Annotated in this window: 17 protein-coding genes and 1 pseudogene; 6 read left to right on the top strand and 12 right to left on the bottom strand. The window is 72.9% G+C overall.

Features of this window, described 5'->3' with window-relative positions; all coding sequences use genetic code 11:
* Positions 1–15: 15 nt before the first annotated feature.
* Positions 16–3,588, top strand: coding sequence for a thiol reductant ABC exporter subunit CydD (cydD, locus tag AB0947_RS26055; RefSeq protein ID WP_366752738.1), 3,573 nt, complete (start codon positions 16–18; stop codon positions 3,586–3,588).
* A 206-nt stretch (positions 3,589–3,794) separates the two neighbouring features.
* On the opposite strand, the gene AB0947_RS26050 is transcribed toward cydD, so the two are convergent.
* The 5 genes and pseudogenes from AB0947_RS26050 to AB0947_RS26030 form a co-directional block, all read right to left on the bottom strand.
* Positions 3,795–4,667: a Cof-type HAD-IIB family hydrolase gene (locus tag AB0947_RS26050; protein WP_366752737.1), complete on the bottom strand. Its 873-nt coding sequence runs from the start codon at positions 4,665–4,667 to the stop codon at positions 3,795–3,797.
* A gap of 102 nt (positions 4,668–4,769) precedes the next feature.
* Positions 4,770–5,672, bottom strand: a complete 903-nt coding sequence (locus tag AB0947_RS26045) for an LLM class flavin-dependent oxidoreductase (protein WP_366752736.1) — start codon at positions 5,670–5,672, stop codon at positions 4,770–4,772.
* Positions 5,673–5,746: 74 nt separating this feature from the next.
* On the bottom strand, positions 5,747–6,295 hold the full coding sequence (locus tag AB0947_RS26040) for an RNA 2'-phosphotransferase (RefSeq protein ID WP_366752735.1): 549 nt from the start codon (positions 6,293–6,295) through the stop codon (positions 5,747–5,749).
* A 136-nt stretch (positions 6,296–6,431) separates the two neighbouring features.
* Positions 6,432–8,180 (bottom strand): SDR family oxidoreductase, encoded by a 1,749-nt coding sequence (locus tag AB0947_RS26035; RefSeq protein WP_366752734.1) that lies wholly within the window; start codon positions 8,178–8,180, stop codon positions 6,432–6,434.
* A gap of 2 nt (positions 8,181–8,182) precedes the next feature.
* A pseudogene (locus AB0947_RS26030) lies at positions 8,183–8,311 on the bottom strand (Xaa-Pro aminopeptidase); the annotation flags it as partial.
* Between the two features lie 409 nt (positions 8,312–8,720).
* On the opposite strand from AB0947_RS26030, the gene AB0947_RS26025 reads away from it, so the two are divergent.
* From AB0947_RS26025 to AB0947_RS26005, 5 genes are all read left to right on the top strand, one after another.
* Positions 8,721–9,680 carry an ABC transporter ATP-binding protein gene (locus tag AB0947_RS26025; RefSeq protein WP_366752826.1) on the top strand — a complete coding sequence of 320 codons (960 nt, stop codon included), beginning with the start codon at positions 8,721–8,723 and terminating at the stop codon, positions 9,678–9,680.
* Positions 9,670–10,587 (top strand): ABC transporter permease, encoded by a 918-nt coding sequence (locus tag AB0947_RS26020; RefSeq protein WP_366752733.1) that lies wholly within the window; start codon positions 9,670–9,672, stop codon positions 10,585–10,587. Before AB0947_RS26025 ends, AB0947_RS26020 begins: the two co-directional genes overlap by 11 nt.
* A gap of 52 nt (positions 10,588–10,639) precedes the next feature.
* Positions 10,640–11,551: an ABC transporter ATP-binding protein gene (locus tag AB0947_RS26015; protein WP_366752732.1), complete on the top strand. Its 912-nt coding sequence runs from the start codon at positions 10,640–10,642 to the stop codon at positions 11,549–11,551.
* Positions 11,552–11,561: 10 nt separating this feature from the next.
* Entirely contained in the window at positions 11,562–12,281 is a 720-nt protein-coding gene (locus AB0947_RS26010; protein WP_366752731.1) for an ABC transporter permease, read from the top strand.
* A 78-nt stretch (positions 12,282–12,359) separates the two neighbouring features.
* On the top strand, positions 12,360–12,602 hold the full coding sequence (locus AB0947_RS26005; RefSeq protein WP_366752730.1) for a hypothetical protein: 243 nt from the start codon (positions 12,360–12,362) through the stop codon (positions 12,600–12,602).
* Positions 12,603–12,887: 285 nt separating this feature from the next.
* Here AB0947_RS26005 and AB0947_RS26000 read toward each other — a convergent pair whose 3' ends face one another.
* From AB0947_RS26000 to AB0947_RS25970, 7 genes are all read right to left on the bottom strand, one after another.
* Positions 12,888–13,688: an HAD family hydrolase gene (locus tag AB0947_RS26000; protein WP_366752729.1), complete on the bottom strand. Its 801-nt coding sequence runs from the start codon at positions 13,686–13,688 to the stop codon at positions 12,888–12,890.
* Positions 13,685–14,962, bottom strand: a complete 1,278-nt coding sequence (serS, locus tag AB0947_RS25995; RefSeq protein ID WP_366752728.1) for a serine--tRNA ligase — start codon at positions 14,960–14,962, stop codon at positions 13,685–13,687. The genes AB0947_RS26000 and serS overlap by 4 nt, the downstream gene beginning before the upstream one ends.
* A gap of 587 nt (positions 14,963–15,549) precedes the next feature.
* The gene (gene pheA, locus AB0947_RS25990; protein ID WP_366752727.1) at positions 15,550–16,482 is read right to left on the bottom strand and encodes a prephenate dehydratase; all 933 of its coding nucleotides are present in this window, start codon (positions 16,480–16,482) and stop codon (positions 15,550–15,552) included.
* A gap of 120 nt (positions 16,483–16,602) precedes the next feature.
* Complete coding sequence (gene efeB, locus AB0947_RS25985; RefSeq protein WP_366752726.1) at positions 16,603–17,883, bottom strand: iron uptake transporter deferrochelatase/peroxidase subunit; 1,281 nt, start codon at positions 17,881–17,883, stop codon at positions 16,603–16,605.
* Between the two features lie 8 nt (positions 17,884–17,891).
* Positions 17,892–19,811, bottom strand: a complete 1,920-nt coding sequence (locus AB0947_RS25980) for a copper resistance protein CopC (RefSeq protein ID WP_366752725.1) — start codon at positions 19,809–19,811, stop codon at positions 17,892–17,894.
* 13 nt (positions 19,812–19,824) lie between these two features.
* Entirely contained in the window at positions 19,825–20,289 is a 465-nt protein-coding gene (locus tag AB0947_RS25975) for a copper chaperone PCu(A)C (protein WP_366752724.1), read from the bottom strand.
* Positions 20,286–20,939: an SCO family protein gene (locus AB0947_RS25970; RefSeq protein WP_366752723.1), complete on the bottom strand. Its 654-nt coding sequence runs from the start codon at positions 20,937–20,939 to the stop codon at positions 20,286–20,288. Before AB0947_RS25970 ends, AB0947_RS25975 begins: the two co-directional genes overlap by 4 nt.
* Positions 20,940–21,010: the final 71 nt, after the last annotated feature.

The raw sequence follows: 21,010 nt of genomic DNA, 5'->3' as shown, positions 1-21,010 counted from the left end.
AAGGGCATGTTTCACGTGAAACCAATCGATCCCCGCCTTCTGCGGTACGCCCGCGCCACCCGTCTCTTCCTCGTCGCGGTCATCGGCCTGGGGGCCGTCGGTGCAGGACTGGTCATCGCTCAGGCCATGCTCGTCGCCGAGATCGTGGTCGGGGCGTTCCAGCACGGGCAGTCGGTCGCCGAGCTGCGCACTCCCCTGCTGCTGTTGGCCGGCGTGGCCGTCGGGCGATCGTTGGTCGCGTGGCTCACCGAACTCGCGGCGCACCGTGCGAGCGCGGCCGTGAAGTCGGAGCTGCGCGGGCGGCTGCTCGACCGGGCGGCGGCGCTCGGTCCGGGCTGGCTGAGCGGTCAGCGGACCGGCTCGCTGGTCACCCTGGCCACGCGCGGTGTCGACGCCCTGGACGACTACTTCTCGCGCTACCTGCCGCAGTTGGGGCTCGCCGTGGTCGTGCCGGTGGCGGTGCTGGCCCGGATCGTCACCGAGGACTGGGTCTCGGCGGCGATCATCGTCTGCACCCTGCCGCTGATTCCGGTCTTCATGATGCTGATCGGCTGGGCGACCCAGTCCCGGATGGAGCGGCAGTGGCGGTTGCTCTCCCGGCTGTCCGGCCACTTCCTGGACGTGGTCGCGGGACTGCCCACGCTGAAGGTGTTCGGCCGGGCCAAGGCGCAGGCGGAGTCCATCCGGCGGATCACCGGCGAGTACCGGCAGGCCACCCTGCGGACGCTGCGGATCGCCTTCCTGTCCTCGTTCGCGCTGGAGCTGCTGGCCACACTGTCGGTCGCGCTGGTCGCCGTGACGATCGGGATGCGGCTCGTCCACGGAGACATGGATCTGTACATCGGTCTGGTCATCCTCGTGCTGGCGCCCGAGGCGTATCTGCCGCTGCGGCAGGTGGGTGCGCAGTACCACGCGGCGGCGGAGGGGCTTGCCGCGGCGGAGGAGATCTTCTCCGTGCTGGAGACGGCGGTGCCGGAGTCGGGTACCGGTGCGGTGCCGGCGGGTGGCGTGGCGTTCGAGGGGGTCACCGTTCGGTATCCGGGGCGGTCCTCGGATGCGGTGACCGAGGTGTCGTTCACCGTCGAGCCCGGCGAGACCGTTGCGCTGGTCGGGCCGAGCGGAGTGGGCAAGTCGACGTTGCTGAGCGTGGTGCTGGGGTTCGTACGGCCCACCGCGGGGCGGGTGCGGATCGGGGGCGCGGATCTCGCCGGGCTGGACCTGGAGGAGTGGCGGTCGCGGATCGCGTGGGTGCCGCAGCGCCCGCATCTGTACGCCGGGACGATCGCGGAGAACGTGCGGCTGGCGCGGCCTGACGCCGACGACGGTGCCGTGCGCAGGGCGCTGCGGGACGCGGGGGCGTGGGAGTTCGTGGCGGCGCTGCCGGAGGGGGCCGACACCGTGCTCGGGGAGGACGGGGCGGGTTTGTCGGCGGGACAGCGGCAGCGGTTGGCGCTGGCCCGGGCGTTCCTCGCTGACCGGCCCGTGCTGTTGCTGGATGAGCCGACGGCCGCGCTGGACGGGGGGACCGAGGGGGAGGTGGTGGCTGCGGTGCGGAGGCTCGCCGCCGGGCGGACCGTGCTGCTCGTCGTGCACCGGCCGGCGTTGTTGGAGGTGGCTGACCGGGTGGTACGGCTGGGAGGTGCCGCGGCTGTGCCGTCCCGGGGGTGCGCGGGGCCCACCGGGGGGCTCCGCTCCCTGGACCCCCGCCCCCGCCCACCCGCCACCGGACTCGGCCGGCTGGAAGGCGAGCCCACGGCGTCCCGGCCCGGTGGGCCGGACCGTGGGTCGGTGGGAGCTGGGCTCGGCCGGCTGGAGGGTGGGCCGGAGCAGCGGGTCCGGAGCGGCGTGTTGCGGCGGGTTCGGGGGATCGGCGGGGGACGGCGGGGGCGCCTGGCCGGGGCCCTGGGGCTCGGGAGTCTCGCCCTGGCCAGTGCCGTGGGGCTCATGGCCACCTCCGGCTGGCTCATCTCGCGCGCCTCTCAGCAGCCGCCGGTGCTGTACCTGATGGTGGCTGTGACCGCGACCCGGGCGTTCGGCATCGGACGGGCCGTCTTCCGGTATGCCGAGCGGCTGGTGTCGCACGACGCCGTCCTGCGGATGCTGGCCGACACCCGGGTCGCGGTGTACCGGAGGCTGGAGCGCCTGGCCCCCGCGGGGCTGCGCGGCACCCGGCGCGGTGATCTGCTCACCCGGCTGGTGGCGGACGTGGACGCGTTCCAGGACTACTGGCTGCGCTGGTTGCTGCCCGCCGGAGTGGCCCTCACCGTGTCCGCCGCCTCCGTCGGCTTCACGGCCTGGCTGCTGCCCGAGGCCGGTGCCGTCCTCGCCGCGGGCCTGCTGGCCGCCGGTGCCGGTGTCCCGCTGCTGACCGCGACGGTGGCCCGGCGGACCGAGCGGCGGCTGGCGCCCGCCCGGGGAGCCCTCGCCACCCGGGTGACCGATCTGCTCACCGGCACGGCCGAGCTGACCGTCGCCGGTGCGCTGCCGGCCCGTGCGGACGCGGCTTGGCGGGCCGACGGCACCCTCACCCGGATCGCCGCGCGCGCCGCCGCCGTCACCGGGCTCGGGGACGGGCTCACCGCGCTCGTCTCCGGGCTGACCGTCACGGCCACCGCGGCGTGCGGCGCCCAGGCGGTCGCGGCCGGCCGGCTGAGCGGCGTGGCGATGGCCGTGGTCGTCCTGACCCCCCTGGCCGCCTTCGAGGCCGTACTGGGGCTGCCGCTCGCCGCGCGGTACCGGCAGCGGGTGCGGCGCAGCGCGGAGCGGGTGTACGAGGTCCTGGACGCGCCCGAGCCCGTGCGCGAACCCGTCTCGCCCCGGCAGGCGCCCGCCTCGCCGTTCCCGGTGGTCGTCAAGGGCGTGGTCGCGCGGTACGCGGGGCAGCGGCGGGAGGCGCTCGCCGGGCTGGACCTGACGCTTCAGGAGGGGCGCCGGGTCGCGGTGGTGGGGGCCTCCGGCTCCGGCAAGACGACCCTCGCCCAGGTGCTGTCACGCTTCCTCGACCCGGAGGCGGGCTCGTACACGCTCGCCGGTGTGGACGCGTGCGCGCTGGACGGCGACGACGTACGGCGGTTCGTCGGGCTGTGCGCGCAGGACGCGCATCTCTTCGACAGCTCGGTGCGCGAGAACCTGCTCCTGGCCAGGAAGGACGCCACCGAGGCCGACCTGCGCGGAGCGCTGGCCCGGGCCCGGCTGCTGGACTGGGTGGACGCGCTGCCGGACGGCCTGGACACGCTCGTCGGCGAGCACGGGGCGCGGCTGTCGGGCGGGCAGCGGCAGCGGCTGGCGCTGGCCCGCGCGCTGCTGGCCGGTTTCCCCGTGCTGGTTCTGGACGAGCCCGCCGAGCACCTGGATCTGCCGACGGCGGACGCGCTGACCGCCGATCTGCTGGCCGCCACGGAGGGGCGTACGACGCTGCTGATCACCCACCGGCTGGCGGGACTCGACGCGGTGGACGAGGTGATCGTGCTCGAAGCGGGCCGGGTGGTGCAGCGAGGTCCGTACGAGCGGCTGATCACCGAGGACGGACCGCTGCGGGAGATGGCACGCCGGGAGGCCGAGGCGGAGTCGCTGGTGGGGGCAGGCTGAGCGCTCGCCCCGGGCACCCCGTGGGTCTGGGCGGGGCCGCTTCGAGGGGCCCCGGCCTCCAGGAGCCTGATGGCCCGCCGCACCGGTGGACCCGTCCGGAGGGGTGGAGCCGTTCGGAGCGGCCGGGCCGCTGACCCCCGTCTCGACGGGCCGGTTGTCCCGGCCGCCGGGCCCGTGCGGCGCGTCGTCGGCAGCCGCGCGGAGCGCTACCGCACCCGGTCGGCGAGCAGGTGCTCGATCACCACCGCCACGCCGTCGTCGTTGTTGGCGACCGTGCGGCCCGACGCGGCGGCGATGACGTCGGGGTGGGCGTTGCCCATCGCGTAGGACTGGCCGGCCCAGGTCAGCATCTCGACGTCGTTGGGCATGTCCCCGAACGCCACGACCTCCTCGTGCGAGATGCCGCGCTCGGCGCAGCACAGGGCGAGGGTGCTGGCCTTGGAGACGCCGGGACCGCTGAGCTCCAGCAGGGCGCTGGGGCTGGAACGCGTGACGTTGGCGTGCTCGCCGACGGCCAGCCGGGCGAGGGTGAGGAACGCGTCGGGGTCGAGGGACGGGTGGTAGGCGAGGATCTTGAGCACGGGCTGGTCGGCGCCGGGACCGTCGGGCGCGAGCAGCTTCTCGGCGGGCAGCAGATGGTCGGGTGTCTCCATGTGCAGCTTGGGGTAGTCCGGCTCCTGGTGGAAGCCGTACGTCTGCTCGACCGCGAACACCGTGCCGGGCGCCACCTCGCGCAGCAGCCGTACCGCGTTCAGGGCGTTGTCCCGGGCCAGCTCGCGGACCTTCACGAACCGGTGGGTGCCGGGGCCGCCGTGCAGGTCGACCACGGCGGCGCCGTTGCCGCAGATCGCCAGGCCGTGGCCGTGGACGTGGTCGCTGACCACGTCCATCCAGCGGGCCGGCCGGCCGGTGACGAAGAAGACCTCGATCCCGGCCTCCTCGGCGGCGGCCAGCGCGGCGACGGTCCGTGGGGAGACCGACTTGTCGTCGCGCAGCAGAGTGCCGTCCAGGTCGGTGGCGATCAGCCGCGGTGGCAGGGCGGCGGCAGGGGTCCCGGGCTGTCTGGTCGCTGAGGTCACCCGGCCATTCTCACCCAGGCCCCCGCACGGTCGTGCGGCAGTCCGCACAGATGAGACGCAGGCGACGCTCGCGGCGGCCGGCGCGGACGGCAGGTTCGGGGGTCAGTTCAGCTGGGCGAGGGCTTCCATGGCGATCCGCTCGAAGACCTTCTCGTCGGCGGCGAAGCCGGAGTCCGGGATGGGCCAGTGGATCACGATCTCGGTGAAGCCCAGCTCCTGGTGGCGGCCGGCGAAGTCCACGAAGGCGTCCAGGGACGCGAGCGGCCGGCCGCGGTCCGGGGTGAAGCCGGTGAGCAGCACCTTGTCCAGCTCGGCGGTGTCCCGCCCGGCGGCCTCGCAGGCCTCGGTCAGCTTGCCGATCTGCCCGCGCAGGGCCGTGACGGACTGCTCGGGCGTGCCGGTCTCGTACAGCTTCGGGTCGCCGGTGGTCACCCACGCCTGGCCGTACCGCGCGGCGAGCCGCAGGCCGCGCGGGCCGGTGGCCGCCACCGCGAACGGCAATCGGGGCCGCTGCACGCAGCCGGGGATGTTCCGGGCCTCGTGCGCCGAGTAGAAACGGCCCTCGGACGACACCGCGTCCTCGGTGAGGAGCCGGTCGAGCAGGGGCACGAACTCGGCGAACCGGTCGGCGCGCTCGCGCGGGCTCCAGGGCTCCTGGCCGAGGGCGGTGGCGTCGAAACCGGTGCCGCCCGCGCCGATGCCGAGGGTGACCCGGCCGCCGGAGATGTCGTCCAGCGAGATGAGTTCCTTGGCGAGGGTCACCGGGTGGCGGAAGTTCGGCGAGGTGACCAGCGTGCCGAGGCGCAGCCGGTCGGTGGCCGCCGCGGCCGCCGTCAGCGTCGGGACCGCGCCGAACCAGGGGCCGTCACGGAAGCTGCGCCAGGACAGGTGGTCGTAGGTGTACGCCGTGTGGAAGCCCAGCTGCTCGGCGCGCACCCAGGCCGCACGGCCACCTTCGTGCCAGCGGCGGTACGGCAGGATCACGGTGCTCAGACGCAGACTCATGCGTCCGAGCGTAAGCGGCCCCGGCGGTGGCGGACGAAACGGTCACCGTGTGCCATCCGGCGGCCACGGTGGGCTCAGTGCGGGCCGGGGAAGCGCAGGTAGCGCGCGGGTACGGTCTCGGTCAGCCAGACGCCGTTGGCGCTGACGTGGAACACGTGGCCGTCGCGGTGCATCGCGCCGGAGTCCACGGAGAGCACCACGGGCCTGCCCCGGCGGGCGCCGACGCGGGTGGCGGTCTCCCGGTCGGCGGAGAGGTGCACGGCGTGCCGGTTCATCGGACGCAGGCCCTCCGCGCGGATCGCGTCCAGGTGACGGGCGACCGTGCCGTGGTACAGGTACGGCGGCGGGGTCGCCGGGGGCAGGCCGAGGTCGACCTCGATGCTGTGGCCCTGGCTGGCGCGGATCCTGCCGTCCTCGACGGCGAAGCGCCGCTTGTCGTTCGCGGCGACGACGTGGTCCAGTTCCTCGCGGGTGAACGGGAAGCCGTGGGTGGCGGCCGCGTCGATCAGTGCGCCGATCTCCACCCAGCCGGCCGCGTCCGGTGTGAGCCCGATCCTCTCGGGCTGGTGCCGCAGGTGTCGGGAGAGGTACTTCGACACCTTCACGGTGCGGCGTTCGTCCATGGGCCCAGCGTGCGGGAGAGACGCGGATCACGCAGCTTGTTTTCGCTGCGATGTTTGATCCACAGCCAAGTGCGGTTATCCACAGGCGGATGGGTGAAGTTGTGGACAACTGCCGTGCCCCGCGCGGCGTTTCGGGTCACAGCCTCGGTTCCACCCGCGCGATCCTCCGCAGCAGCCCCGGCGCGAAGCGGTACAGCAGACGGGCGCCGTGGGCCTCCGGGGTCACCGGCGCCACCGCCCTGTTGCCGGCCACCGCGTCCAGGATCGCGCCGGCCACCTTCTCCGGCGGGTAGTTGCGCAGGCCGTACAGGCGGGCCGTCTTGCGCCGGCGGCGGCGCTGTTCCTCCTCGTCGACACCGGTGAAGCGGGCCGTGGAGGTGATGGCGGTGTTGACGAAGCCCGGGCAGACCGCCGTGACGCCGATGTCCTGGGCGGTCAGCTCGGCGCGCAGGCACTCGGAGAGCATCAGGACCGCCGCCTTGGAGGTGCTGTAGGCGGGCAGCGCGCGCGAGGGCTGGTAGGCGGCGGCCGACGCCACGTTGACGATGTGGCCGCCCTGGCCGCGCTCGGCCATCCGCGCGCCGAACAGCCGGCAGCCGTGGATCACGCCCCACAGGTTCACGTCCAGCACCTTGCGCCAGTCGTCGGTCGTCGTGGCGAAGAAGGAGCCCGACAGACCGATGCCCGCGTTGTTGACCAGCACGTCCAGCACGCCGTACTCGTCGTGGACCTTCTCCGCGAGCTTCTCCATCGCCTGCTCGTCGGAGACGTCGGCCGGCTCCGCCCAGGCCTCGGGCGCGCCGGCCCGCCGGGACAGCTCGGCGGTGCGGGCGGCGGCCTCGGCGTCGCGGTCGACGGCGATCACGCGCGCACCGGCCTCGGCGAAGGCGCACGCCGTGGCCCGGCCGATCCCGCTGCCCGCGCCGGTGACCAGCACCAGCTGCCCGGCGAACCGGTCGGCGTGGCGCCCGGTGGGCTGCGGGGCGGGACGGCCGCCCTCGACGGAGGTCGCGAACTGCCCGATCCAGGCGGCCACCTGGTCGGGACGCGTGCGGGGGATCCAGTGCCCGGCCGGGATGGTGCGGCGGGTCAGCCGGGGCACCCACCGGTCCAGGTCGTCGTAGAGCCGCTCGGAGAGGAACGCGTCGTCCTGGGGGACGATGAGCTGCACGGGCGCGTGTGCGTACGCGTCCGGACGCGGCCTGCGCAGCCGGGCGCGGACGTTGTCCCGGTACAGCCAGGCGCCGTGCGCGGCGTCGGTGGGCAGCGAGTCGGTCGGGTAGTCGCCGCCCGTCACCCGCTCGGTCCGCTCCAGGATCTTTGGCCAGAGCGTGCCGAGCGGCCCGCGCCAGGCAAGCTCCGGCAGGGCCGGCGTGTGCAGCGCGTACACGTACCAGGACCTGGCGCCCTGGCCGAGGAGCTGGCTGGCTCGGCGGGGCGTGGGGCGCTTCACGCGCGCGTTGGTCCAGTGCCCGAGGTGGTCGAGGGACGGCCCGGAGATCGAGGTGAAGGAGGCGATACGGCCCTCCGTCCGGCCCGTGGTGACGAACTCCCAGGACTGCACCGAGCCCCAGTCGTGCCCGACGAGGTGCACCGGCCGGTCCGGGCTGACCGCGTCCACGACGGCCAGGAAGTCGTCGGTGAGCTTGGCGAGGGTGAAGCCCCCGCGCAGCGGCCGGGGCGCGGTGGAGCGGCCGTGGCCCCGGACGTCGTAGAGGACGACGTGGAAGCGGTCGGCGAGCCGGACGGCGACCTCCGACCAGACCTCCTTGCTGTCCGGGTAGCCGTGCACCAGCACCACCGTCGGCCGGCCGGGGTCGCCCAGTTCGGCGACGCACAGCTCGACGCCGCCCGTGCGCACCCAGCGCTCGCGTGCACCCTTCAAGGTCACTCCTCCTCCGCCCAGCGCCGCGTGTGCGGCAGATCGTCGCCCAGCCGGAACGCGCTCTCCCCGGGGCCCCGGGAGCAGGTGACCACCAGGATCTCCTCGAACCCCGCGCCCGTCACCCGGAAGCCGGGGCGGGGTCGGCCGCCCGGAGGCCCCTCGGGGACGGCGCGCCGGACCCGGACGGGTGGGGCGGCCCGTGACACCGCTCCACCCGGTACTCCGTGTGGGTGATCACCCCGAAGGGGCGGGCGGGGTGCCGGCTGGCGTAGCGCCGCGCACGGGATCAGGGATCGCCGCGGCCCCACCGGGCACCGCCTGGCCGAGCCCGTCGCCATGCACCCCCGCCCCCCTCGCCGTACGCGCCCGTGACGTGACACCGGAGAATCTCGCACTTGTTAGACCGAGCGTCAACAGGGGGCCCGTACCTCTCAAGGAGGGGTTCCCTTACGGGCCCCCTACACCTGAAGGCTGACGCGAAGACTGCTCTTCGGTCTGACGACGGACGTGGTCCGCGTCACTACCGTCGACATCGTGACTGTGATCGCGACCGAAAGCCTGAGCAAGCGGTTCCCCCGGGTGACCGCGCTCGACCGGCTGTCCGTGGACATCGGACCCGGTGTGACCGGACTCGTCGGGGCCAACGGCGCCGGCAAGTCCACCCTGATCAAGATCCTGCTGGGTCTGTCCCCCGCCACGGAGGGCCGCGCCGAGGTGCTCGGCCTCGACGTCGCCGCCAAGGGCGCCGCCATCCGCGAGCGCGTCGGGTACATGCCGGAGCACGACTGCCTGCCGCCGGACGTCTCGGCCACCGAGTTCGTCGTCCACATGGCACGCATGTCCGGCCTGCCGCCCGCCGCCGCCCGCGAGCGCACCGCCGACACCCTGCGCCACGTCGGGCTGTACGAGGAGCGGTACCGCCCCATCGGCGGCTACTCGACCGGCATGAAGCAGCGGGTGAAACTCGCCCAGGCGCTGGTGCACGACCCGCAGGTGGTCTTCCTGGACGAGCCGACCAACGGCCTCGACCCGGTCGGCCGCGACGAGATGCTCGGCCTGATCCGCCGCATCCACACCGACTTCGGCATCTCGGTCCTCGTCACCTCCCACCTGCTCGGCGAGCTGGAACGCACCTGCGACCACGTCGTCGTCATCGACGGCGGCAAGCTCCTGCGCTCCAGCTCCACCACCGACTTCACCCAGACCACGACCACCCTCGCCGTCGAGGTCACCGACACCGACGAGCACCCCGACGGCACGCGTGCGGTGCGCGAGGCACTGCACGCGCGCGGGGTGAGCGTCGAGGCCGGCAGCGGCCTGCCGGGGGCCGGCCACATCCTGCTCCTGACGGCGCAGGGCGAGGAGACGTACGACCTGGTCCGTGACGTCGTCGCCGACCTGGGCCTCGGGCTGGTGCGCATGGAGCAGCGCCGGCACCACATCTCGGAGGTCTTCACCGAGGACGAGCAGCGGAAGGAGGCGGCCGTCCATGGCAGTTGAGCAGCCCCTGCCGGCATCCGCCGCGACCCCGGGCGACCAGACCCGCATCCACAACATCGGCTACCGCACCTACGACGGCCCCCACCTCGGCCGCTCCTACGCCACCCGCTCCCTGTACTCGCAGTCCCTGCGCGGCGCCTACGGCCTCGGCCGCTCCGTGAAGTCCAAGGTGCTGCCGATGCTGCTGTTCGTGGTGATGTGCGTGCCCGCGGCCATCATGGTCGCCGTCGCGGTGGCCACCAAGGCCAGGGAACTGCCCGTCGACTACACGCGCTACGCGATCATCATGCAGGCCGTCATCAGCCTGTACGTCGCCTCGCAGGCGCCCCAGTCGGTCTCGCGGGACCTGCGCTTCAAGACCGTCCCGCTGTACTTCTCGCGGCCGATCGAGACCGCCGACTACGTCCGGGCGAAGTACGCGGCGCTGGCCTCCGCGCTGTTCGTCCTGACCGCGGCCCCGCTGCTCGTCCTCTACGTGGGCGCGCTGCTGGCCAAGCTGGACTTCGCCGACCAGACCAAGGGATTCGCGCAGGGACTCGTCTCCGTGGCACTGCTCTCACTGCTGTTCGCCGGCATCGGCCTGGTCATCGCCTCGGTCACCCCGCGGCGCGGCTTCGGCATCGCGGCCGTCATCGCCGTACTGACCATCTCCTACGGCGCCGTCTCCACGCTCCAGGCCATCGCCGACGCGCAGAACAGCACCGGCGCCATCCCCTGGATCGGCCTCTTCTCGCCCGTCACCCTCATCGACGGCGTCCAGTCGGCCTTCCTCGGCGCGAGCTCGGCGTTCCCCGGCGCGGCCGGCCCCGGCAGCGGCGAGGGCGTGGTGTACGTCCTGGCCGTGCTGGGCCTGATCGCCGCCAGCTACGGCCTCCTGATGCGCCGCTACAAGAAGGTGGGACTGTGACCGCGCCCACCCGTCCGGCCACCACCACCCTGCTAAGGAACGGGCCGCGCCCATGAGCACCCTCGTCATCGACCACGTCTCCCGCTGGTTCGGCAACGTGGTCGCCGTCAACGACATCACCATGACCATCGGCCCCGGCGTCACCGGCCTGCTCGGCCCCAACGGCGCCGGCAAGTCCACCCTCATCAACATGATGGGCGGCTTCCTCGCCCCGTCCACCGGCACCGTCACCCTCGACGGGCAGCAGGTCTGGCGCAACGAGACGATCTACCGGCACATCGGCATCGTCCCCGAGCGCGAGGCGATGTACGACTTCCTCACCGGCCGTGAATTCGTCGTGGCCAACGCCGAACTGCACGGTCTGGGGGAGAAGGCCGCCCAGCGCGCCCTGGCGACGGTGGAGATGGAGTACGCGCAGGACCGCAGGATCGCGACGTACTCCAAGGGCATGCGCCAGCGCGTGAAGATGGCGTCCGCGCTGGTCCACGACCCCTCGCTGCTCCTGCTGGACGAGCCCTTCAACGGCATGGACCCGCGCCAGCGCATGCAGCTCATGGACCTGCTGCGGCGCATGGGCGACGAGGGCCGCACCGTGCTGTTCTCGTCCCACATCCTCGAAGAGGTCGAGCAGCTCGCCTGGCACATCGAGGTCGTGGTCGCCGGACGGCACGCGGCCAGCGGTGACTTCCGCAGGATCCGCCGCCTGATGACCGACCGCCCGCACCGCTACCTGGTCCGCTCCAGCGACGACCGGGCCCTCGCGGCCGCGCTGATCGCCGACCCCTCGACGGCCGGCATCGAGGTCGACCACGCCGAGGGCGCCCTGCGCGTCCAGGCCGTCGACTTCGGCCGCTTCACCGCCCTGCTGCCGAAGGTCGCCAGGGACCACGGCATCCGGCTCCTCACGGTCTCGCCGTCCGACGAGTCCCTGGAGTCCGTCTTCTCGTACCTGGTCGCGGCGTAGGAGGCCGAAGATGTACGACCCCACTGTCGCCCGGCTCACCTACCGGGCCCTGCTCGGCCGCCGCCGGGCCCTCATCCTCGGCGCGCTCCCGCTGCTCCTGATCGTGATCTCCGTGGCCGTCCGCGCCCTGACCGGGGCCGACGACCAGACGGCCTCGGACGTCCTCGGCGGCTTCGCGCTCGCCACCATGGTGCCGATCATCGGCGTCATCGCCGGCACCGGTGCGATCGGCCCGGAGATCGACGACGGCTCCGTCGTCTACCTGCTGTCCAAGCCGCTCAAGCGGCCCACGATCATCTTCACCAAGCTGATCGTCGCCGTGGCCGTGACCATGGTCTTCTCGGCGGTGCCGACCCTGGTCGCCGGACTGATCCTGAACGGCAACGGCCAGCAGATCGCGGTCGCCTACACGGTCGCCGCGCTGGTCTCCTCCATCGCCTACTCGGCGCTCTTCCTGCTGCTCGGCACGGTCTCCCGGCACGCGGTGGTCTTCGGGCTCGTCTACGCCCTGGTCTGGGAGGCGCTGTTCGGCTCCCTGGTGCCGGGCGCGCGCACGCTGAGCGTCCAGCAGTGGTCGCTCGCCGTCGCCCACAAGCTGGCCGGCGGGGACCTGGTGACCTCCGACGTGAGCCTGCCGACGGCCACCGTGCTGCTGGTGGCGGTCACCGTCCTGGCCACCTGGTACGCCGGCCAGAAGCTGCGGTCGCTGACGCTCGCGGGCGAGGAGTGACGGGCCCGGGCCTTGACGGGGGCTTCACCCCAGCCTGGGCACACTGGGCCAAGCGGACGTACGGCTAGGAGGCCGGAGATGGCTGAGGAGACGCCGCAGCACGAAGACCGGGAGCGGACCGGCGAGGACGTGTGGGACGACGCCGTCCTGGACGAGACGTTCGTCCGGGCGGCCGGGATCTCCGAGCCGTCGGCCAGGGCCCGGATGCTCGCCGCGCGCTGGCGGGCCGAGGCGCCCGAGCCCCGGCCCTGGCGCTCCGACGACCCGCCGGCCGGCTGGTTCTTCAGCAAGGCGCGGCGCCGCCGGTGGCGCCGGAGGTAGCGGGTGTCCGCCAGCTGGTCTTATTCGGTGGCGCCCGGCTCCGGTGCGGGGCACAGTGGCTGTGCCCCATACGCCGGGATCGTCCCGGCGTCACCGACTGGGGGCGTCTCCGTGAGGCCACGGGGACTGCCCGGCGCGGCCGCTTCGAGCACGCGATGTCGCTCTCGCGTGGGCCGCCCACCCAGCCGTTTGCCACGGGGGCCCGGCCGCCCGGAACACCGGGTACGACGGCGACGGCAAGGGCACCCGGTCCTGGCCCGCTACCTGCCCCGACGCGACGGCCCGCTAGCCGAGCAGCCGCTCCAGGACGACCGCGATCCCGTCCTCCTCGTTGGAGGACGTGATCTCGTCGGCCACCGCCCGCAGCTCCGCATGGGCGTTGGCCATGGCCACGCCGCGGGCCGCCCAGGCGAACATCGGGATGTCGTTGGGCATGTCGCCGAAGGCGATCGTGTCGGCGGCCTTCAGGCCCAGGCGGCGGGCGGCCAGGGACAGGCCCGTGGCCTTGGACAGGCCGAGCGGGAGCAGCTCCACGATGCCCTCGCCCGCCATGGCCACCGTGACGAAGCCGCCGGCCGTCTGCCGGGCCGCCTCCGCCAGCTCGTCGTCGCTCATCGTCGGATGCTGTATGTAGATCTTGTTCAGGGGCGCCGTCCAGAGGTCGGAGGCGTCCGTGAACGGGGTGGCGGGCAGCTTGCCGGTGACCGCGTAGCCCGGCCCCACCAGCACCTCGCCGTCCAGGCCGTCCCGGCTGGCCGCCAGGTACAGCGGACCCACCTCGGCCTCGATCTTGGCCAGGGCCACGCCCGCGAGCTGCCGGTCCAGGGTGACCGAGGTCAGCAGGCGGCGGGAGCCGGCGTCGTACACCTGGGCGCCCTGACCGCAGACGGCGAGGCCGTCGTAACCGAGGTCGTCCAGGATGGGCCGGGTCCAGGGGACCGCGCGGCCGGTGACGACGATGTGCGCGGCGCCCGCCGCGGTGGCCGCGGCGAGCGCGTCACGGGTGCGCCGCGAGACCGAGTCGTCGGAGCGCAGGAGCGTTCCGTCGAGATCGGTGGCGATCAGCCGGTAGGGGAACCCGGTCACTTGGCGACCGGCTCCAGCACCTCACGGCCGCCCAGGTAGGGGCGCAGCACCTCGGGGACCCGGACGGAGCCGTCGGCCTGCTGGTGGTTCTCCAGGATCGCCACGATGGTGCGCGGCACGGCGCACAGCGTGCCGTTGAGGGTGGCGAGCGGCTTGACCTGCTTGCCGTCGCGGACCCGGATGGACAGCCGGCGGGACTGGAACTCGGTGCAGTCCGAGGTCGAGGTCAGCTCGCGGTACTTGCCCTGGGTCGGGATCCACGCCTCGCAGTCGAACTTGCGGGCGGCCGAGGAGCCGAGGTCACCGGAGGCCACGTCGATGATGCGGAACGGAAGCTCCAGCGAGGTCAGCCACTGCTTCTCCCACTCCAGCAGGCGCTGGTGCTCGGCCTGCGAGTCCTCGGGGGCGACGTAGGAGAACATCTCGACCTTGTCGAACTGGTGCACGCGGAAGATGCCCCGGGTGTCCTTGCCGTGCGAGCCGGCCTCGCGGCGGAAGCACGGGGAGAAGCCCGCGTACCGCAGCGGCAACCGGTCCGCGTCGATGATCTCGTCCATGTGGTACGCGGCGAGCGGGACCTCGGAGGTGCCGACCAGGTACAGGTCGTCCTTGTCGAGGTGGTAGACGTCCTGGGCGGCCTGGCCGAGGAAGCCGGTGCCGGCCATGGACTGCGGGCGGACCAGCGCCGGGGTGAGCATCGGCGTGAAGCCGGCGGCGGTGGCCTGGGCGATCGCCGCGTTCACCAGGGCCAGCTCCAGCAGGGCGCCGACACCGGTGAGGAAGTAGAAGCGGGAGCCGGAGACCTTGGCGCCGCGCTCGACGTCGATCGCGCCGAGCAGCTGGCCCAGCTCCAGGTGGTCCCTGGGCTCGAAGCCCTCGGCGCCGAAGTCGCGGATCGTGCCGTGCGTCTCCAGCGTGGCGAAGTCCTCCTCGCCGCCGACGGGCACGTCGGGGTGGACGAGGTTGCCGAGCCTGAGCAGCAGCTCCTGGGTCTCGGCGTCGGCGGCGTCGCGCTCGGCGTCGGCGGCCTTCACGTCCGCCTTCAACTGCTCGGCGCGGCCCAGCAGTTCGGCCTTCTCCTCGGCGGTGGCCTTGGGGATCAGCTTGCCGAGCTGCTTCTGCTCGGCGCGCAGTTCGTCGAAGCGGACGCCGGAGGACCTGCGCCGCTCGTCGGCAGACAGGAGGGCGTCGACGAGCGCGACGTCCTCTCCACGGGCGCGCTGGGACGCGCGCACACGGTCGGGGTCCTCACGGAGCAGGCGAAGGTCAATCACGAGGGCAAGGCTACCGGTGCGGGGTCGCGGCTCACGAATCACTAATCCGGGGAGTTCGGATTCGCGGCGTACGTTCCGTTATGCGGTAATTGCCGTGTGTGTTCCGCTGTGCCGCCCGTACGCCACGCCGGGCGTCAAGGGAGAAGTGTCTCACTCCCTGGGACGGGCCACGCCCCGAGCGCGCGGTTGACCCGACTTCCTTGCGGAGAACGGGATTTGGCGGCCGGGTTGTCCACAGCGATCCGCACCCTCGGGGAAGTTATCCACAGGCTGTGTGGAAGATCTGTGGACTTCGCAATTGATCACTCCCGAAAGGGTGGGCGGACTGAAGAATTCCCGGGCCAAACCGTAACGACGCCCACTTTCGGGTGGAAAACGGTCGCCCCAAAAGATGAACCAAAGGAAACGGGTGGACGAAGGGTGAGTCGGCCGCCGGTGGCCTCGGGCGAGCTTTCCAGGGCGATTTGTCGACCCTGTGGCGTTGGTCTGTCGACTTGTCCCCAGGTCGAGAAGGGCACCTGTGGATAACTTCTGTGGATAACGTTCGTTCGCAGGTACGACCGGTCGGCGTCCGTGGGTACGACCCGCTAGAACCGGCCGTCCTGGCAGCGCGCCACCCAGTCCGCCGCCGCCATGAACTCCTCGTCCGACGTTCCCGGCAGCGTCGGCCGGGCCCCGCCCGGCGCGATGTCCGCACGCGGGTAGGAGCCGAGGAAGCGCACCTGGAGACAGATCCGCCGCAGGCCCATCAGCGCCTCCGCCATCCGCCGGTCGGCGATGTGCCCCTCGGCGTCGATGCAGAAGCAGTAGTTGCCGATGCCGGCGCCGGTCGGCCGCGACTGGAGCAGCATGAGGTTGATGCCGCGCGAGGCGAACTCCCCGAGCAGGTCGCGCAGGCCGCCGGGGTGATCGTCCCGCTGCCACAGCACCACGGAAGTCTTGTCGGTACCGCTGGGCGCGGCCGGCCGGGCCGGGCGGCCGACCAGCACGAACCGGGTCTGCGCGTTCTCCGCGTCGTGGATCCCGGTCTCCAGCGCTTCGAGACCGTACCGGGCGGCGGCGAACTCGCCGGCGAAGGCGGCGTCGTAGCGGCCCTCCTGGACCAGACGGGCGGCGTCCGCGTTGGAGGCCGCCGACTCCCAGGCGGCCTCCGGGAGGTTCGCGCGCAGCCAGTTGCGCACCTGGGGCTGGGCCGCCGGGTGCGCGGAGACCGTCTTGACGTCCGCGAGTTTCGTACCGGGGCGCACCAGCAGCGCGAAGGTGATCGACAGCAGCACCTCGCGGTAGATCATCAGGGGCTCGCCCGCGACCAGCTCGTCGAGGGTGGTGGTGATGCCGCCCTCGACGGAATTCTCGATCGGCACGAACGCGGCCTCGGCCTCGCCGGCCCGGACCGCGTCCAGCGCGGACTGCACCGAGACGTACGGGATCAGCTCCCGGGTGGCCGCCTCCGGAAGCGTGCGCAGGGCGACCTCCGTGAAGGTGCCCTCCGGGCCGAGATAGGCGTAGCTCGCTGGCATGTGCTCACCCTAATGGCCGCGGACCCGGTCGGCTGGGGCGTCCGGCGACAACCACTCGACCGGGTGGTTTGAACCCCGGTTCGCCCCGCACACCGCTGGTTCGCCCTGTGGTTCCCCGGTTCACCCCTCCAGCAGCCGCTGCCCCACGTACTCCCCCTTCGCCGCCCCGCCCGGCACCGCGAACAGGCCGCTCGCCTCGTGCCGGATGTACGCCGACAGCGCGTCACCCCGGTCGAGCTTGCGCTGCACCGGGACGAAGCCGCGCAGGGGGTCCGCCTGCCAGCAGATGAACAGGAGCCCGGCGTCGGGCGTGCCGTCCGCGTCGATGCCGTCGTGGTAGGAGAACGGGCGCCGCAGCATGGCCGCGCCGCCGTTCTTCTCGGGCCGGGTGATCCGGGCGTGGGCGTTGAGCGGGACGACGTAGTCGCCGTGGGCGTCGGTCTTCTCCAGGTCCATCGGGGTCGTCTCGTCGCCGCCGGACAGCGGTGCCCCATTGGCCTTGCGGCGCCCTATGACCTGCTCCTGCGCGGTGAGCGAGAGCTTCTCCCAGTCGTCCAGGAGCATGCGGATACGGCGTACGACCGCGTAGGAGCCGCCGGCCATCCACGCCGGCTCGCCCGGGTCCGGCACGAAGATCCGCTGGTCGAAGTCGGTGTCCGTGGGCTTGGGGTTGCGGGTGCCGTCGAGCTGGCCCATGAGGTTGCGGGCCGTCATGGGGTGGGCGGTGGCGCCCGGGCTGCGGTTGAAGCCGTTCATCTGCCAGCGCACCCGTGCGGCCGAGCCCGCGTCCTTCTGGATCGCGCGCAGGGCGTGGAAGGCGACCAGGGCGTCGTTCGCGCCGATCTGCACCCACAGATCGCCGTCGCTGCGGGACTTGTCTAGGTGGTCGGAGGAGAAGTCCGGCAGCGGGTCGAGCGCGCCGGGCCGCTGCTTCTCCAGGCCCGTCCTGCCGAAGAAGCTGTGTCCGAAGCCGAAGGTGAGGGTCAGCGAGGAGGGTCCCGCGTCCCGGGCCACGTCGGTGTCGCCGTGCGGGGCGGCCTCGCCCGCCATCAGCCGCTCGGCGGTCGTGGACCAGCGGCGCAGCAGGGCCGCCGCCTCCTTGCGGCCCGCGCCCGCCGCCAGGTCGAAGGCGACGAGGTGGCCGCGCGCCTGGAGGCCGTCGGTGATACCGGGCTGATGTTTCCCGTGAAACATCGCCCTCCCCGCACCCACCGAGGTGAGCGGAGTGGCCCCGGCGGGCGCGGAGGCGTAGCCCACGGCCCCGCCGGCCGTGCCGAGCACGAGCCCGGTGGCGCCGGCGGTGCCGAGCAGGGCGCGCCGCGAGATGCCGCTCACCCCGGACACGGGCTCCGCCGTCGGCGTCTCGGGCGTACGGGTCTGGGGGATGGACTGGTCGGGCATGGTGTGGTTCAGCCGATCTGAGCGTTCTTGGAGACGGTCACCTGGTCGATGTCGGAGGTGCGGACCGTGACGGCGATCTTCCAGTCGCCGGCCATGGGGATCTGCACCCCGCTCGCCGACCAGTGGCCGGTGGTGATGTGGTCGGGGTTCACGGGAAGCGGACCGATCTTCTTCGCCTCCTGGGTGAAGGAGACCTTCACCTCCGGGACGTCGAAGGCCCGGCCGTTGGGGCGCTGGACGTAGACGTGCATCTCGTTGCCGCCCACGCGCGCGGGGTCGAGGTCGATGCTGACGACGCCCTTGCCGTCGGTGCCGCCGGTGTCGAACGGCATGTCCAGGGTGAGCGCGCCGGACGCCGCCGAGGTGCCGGAGCCGGCCGACGTGGAGGTGGCCGCCTTGGCCTCCTGCTCGGTGCGGCCCGGCTCGGTCTGCGTCAGCGCGGTGGTGACGGCGAGCAGCACGAGGGCGACGCCGGCCTCGGCGAGCACCGAGCGGCGCAGGCCGAAGCGATTCGGGTCGCCGTCCCGCAGCCGCTTCTCCCGGGCGGCGTCGGCGGCGGCGCGCTGCCGGGCGAGCTGGGCGGCGCGCCCGGTGTCCCGGGGACCGGCGCCGGTGCCCTTGCCGCCGGGCGCCTTCGAGGCGGCGACCTGCTCCTTGCGGGCCTGGGCCTTCTCCGTCCTCCCGGTGCGGACGGCCGGGTCCGTGAGCCGCCCCGTCCACCGCCGGGACACGGCCGCGATGCCGACCAGCACCGCCACCAGGCCGATCTTGACCAGGAGCAGCTGTCCGTAGCGGGTCTCGGTGAATGCCGACCAGGAGCCGAGCTGCCGCCAGGACTGGTAGACGCCGGTGACGACGAGGGCGAGGACGCTGCCGAAGGCCACACGGGAGAAGCGCTGTACGGCGGCGGCCTCGACCGGGGTCTCGGCGGGCGCCCGGTACAGCGCGGTGAGCAGGGCGGTGAGGCCGCCGAGCCAGGCGGCGACGGCCAGCAGGTGGACGACGTCGACCGGCATGGCGATGCCCGGCTGGAGCCCGGTGGAGGCGTGCTCGGCCATGGCCCAGCTGGTGGCGAGCCCGGCCGCGACGACCACGCCGCCGACGGCGAGCCCGAAGGTCAGGTCGCGCTTCTCCTCGCCTTCGTCCCGCCGGGTGTAGGCGCCGAAGAGGACGGCGACGAACAGCGCGGCGGCGGCGAGCAGCAGCAGCCGGGACACGAGCGCGGCGCCGGTCTTCGTCTGCAGCACCTGGCCGAGCAGTTCGAGGTCGAAGACGTCGGCGAACTTCCCGGAGCCGGTGTACGCGCCGCGCAGGAGCAGCAGCCACAGGGTGGCCGCCGTCAGCGCGATCCAGCCGCCGACGACCAGTCGCTGGAGGGGCCGTACGCCCGCGCCGCGCCGCCAGCAGGCGAGCACGAAGGCCGCGCCGCCGGCGAGCACGATGAACCCGGCGTACGACACGTACCGGCCGAACGCGTAGAGCCCGCCCACGACCCCGCCGCCCGCGACCGGGCCGGTGCCGGAGACGACGGTCCGCGAGGGCGCCCCGACGGAGAAGGTGTAGGCGCCGGCGACGGGGTGGCTGTCCGCGGAGACGACCTGGTAGGTGACGGTGTACGTGCCGTCGGCCAGACCGCTCTTGAGCCGCACGGCGTACGTCGTCCCGCTCACGTTGGCCGGGCTGCCGGTCTGGACCGGCTTGCCCTTGGGGTCGAGCACGCGCAGGGAGTCGTCGTTCAGCGCCACCTTCTCGGAGAAGGTGAGCGACACCTGGGTGGGTGCCTTGGCGGCCACCACCCCCTGCGCGGGGTCGCTGCCGGTCAGCGCCGCGTGGGCGGAGGCCGGTCCGGCGCCCGCCAGCAGCGCGCCGGTGACGGCGATGAACAGCAGCACCAGGATCCGCACGCGGGGGGTGATGGTCCGGGTCACGGTGGTCCCTCCCTCAGTGGCCGGTCGACGGGTTGTACGTGGCGGACTTCACGGGCATCTCGACGGTGAGCGGCCCGGACTTGCCGAAGGTGAGCTTCACGGTGACCGTCTGGCCCTGCTTCGGCGCGCGCTTCAGCCGCTCGAACATCAGATGGTTGCCGCCGCTCCGGAACACGAGCCGTCCGTGGGCCGGTATCGCGAAGGAGGACTTCTCCGCCATGGCCCCGCCGACCGTGCTGTGCATGGTCACCTCGCCGGCGACGTCACTGCTGACCGAGGTCAGTTCGTCCTCGGTCCCGCCCTTGTTGGTGATCGTCAGGAACCCGGCGGCCATGTCGGCGGAGACGGGCTGGGGCATGTAGGAGGAGCCGACGGACAGCTCGGCCGGGTCCGGCCGCGAGCCGGACCCGGAGCAGGCGGTGAGGGCCAGGGCCCCGGCGAGCGCGCCGGTGGTCAGCACGGCGGCGCGGCGCCTCACGGGTTGGCCCCCTCGACGAGCTTGGGCAGGTCCTTGGTGTAGTCGTCGACGGTGGTGTCCTCGCCGTAGAGGACGTACCCGGCGTCGGTCTTCGGCGAGAAGGCGACGACCTGGGTGCCGTGGACGGAGACGAGCTTGCCGTTCTTGTCCTTCGTCGTCGGTTCCACGGAGATGCCGACGGACCGGGCGCCGGCCTGGATCTTGGCGAAGTCGCCGGTCAGGCCGATGAACTGCGGGTCGATGCCCTTGAGCCACCTGCCCAGCTCGGCCGGGGTGTCGCGGCCGGGGTCGGTGGTGACGAACACGACCCGGAGGTCGTTCTGCTCGGCCTTGGGCAGCGCCTTCTTGGCGACGGCGATGTTGCTCATCGTCGTCGGGCAGATGTCGGGGCAGTGCGTGTAGCCGAAGTAGAGCAGGGTCGGGTGTCCCTGGGTCGCCTTGCGGAGGTCGTACTTCTGGCCGTGGGTGTCGGTGAGGACCAGGTCGGGCTTGTCGAACGGCTGGTCCAGCACGGTGGCGGCCTTGCCCGCGGCCGACCCTCCGGAGACCACGGTGACCGGCGGCTTGCCGCCGTCGTCGCTGCCGCAGGCGGAGAGGGTCAGGGTGGCGGCGGCGAGCAGCACGGCCGCGGTGAACGTCTTCTTGCGCATAGAGAAATGTCCCAGATGTGTGTACTCCGGCGCGCACCGGGGTCGTGCGACGGTCCGGGTGGCGGGGTCGT

This window comes from Streptomyces sp. NPDC047841 (assembly GCF_040704085.1).
GTDB lineage: Bacteria > Actinomycetota > Actinomycetes > Streptomycetales > Streptomycetaceae > Streptomyces > Streptomyces argyrophylli.
The sequence above is the reverse complement of the archived record's forward strand: the minus strand, read 5'-3'. Positions and strand labels throughout refer to the sequence as shown.

Coding starts and splice junctions, on each gene's coding strand:
- AB0947_RS26045 (WP_366752736.1), bottom strand. CDS start 5,672: ATGAGTCTGCGTCTGAGCACCGTGATCCTGCCGTACCGCCGCTGGCAC.
- AB0947_RS26040 (WP_366752735.1), bottom strand. CDS start 6,295: ATGGACGAACGCCGCACCGTGAAGGTGTCGAAGTACCTCTCCCGACAC.
- AB0947_RS26020 (WP_366752733.1), top strand. CDS start 9,670: ATGGCAGTTGAGCAGCCCCTGCCGGCATCCGCCGCGACCCCGGGCGAC.
- AB0947_RS26015 (WP_366752732.1), top strand. CDS start 10,640: ATGAGCACCCTCGTCATCGACCACGTCTCCCGCTGGTTCGGCAACGTG.
- AB0947_RS26010 (WP_366752731.1), top strand. CDS start 11,562: ATGTACGACCCCACTGTCGCCCGGCTCACCTACCGGGCCCTGCTCGGC.
- AB0947_RS26005 (WP_366752730.1), top strand. CDS start 12,360: ATGGCTGAGGAGACGCCGCAGCACGAAGACCGGGAGCGGACCGGCGAG.
- pheA (WP_366752727.1), bottom strand. CDS start 16,482: ATGCCAGCGAGCTACGCCTATCTCGGCCCGGAGGGCACCTTCACGGAG.
- efeB (WP_366752726.1), bottom strand. CDS start 17,883: ATGCCCGACCAGTCCATCCCCCAGACCCGTACGCCCGAGACGCCGACG.
- AB0947_RS25970 (WP_366752723.1), bottom strand. CDS start 20,939: ATGCGCAAGAAGACGTTCACCGCGGCCGTGCTGCTCGCCGCCGCCACC.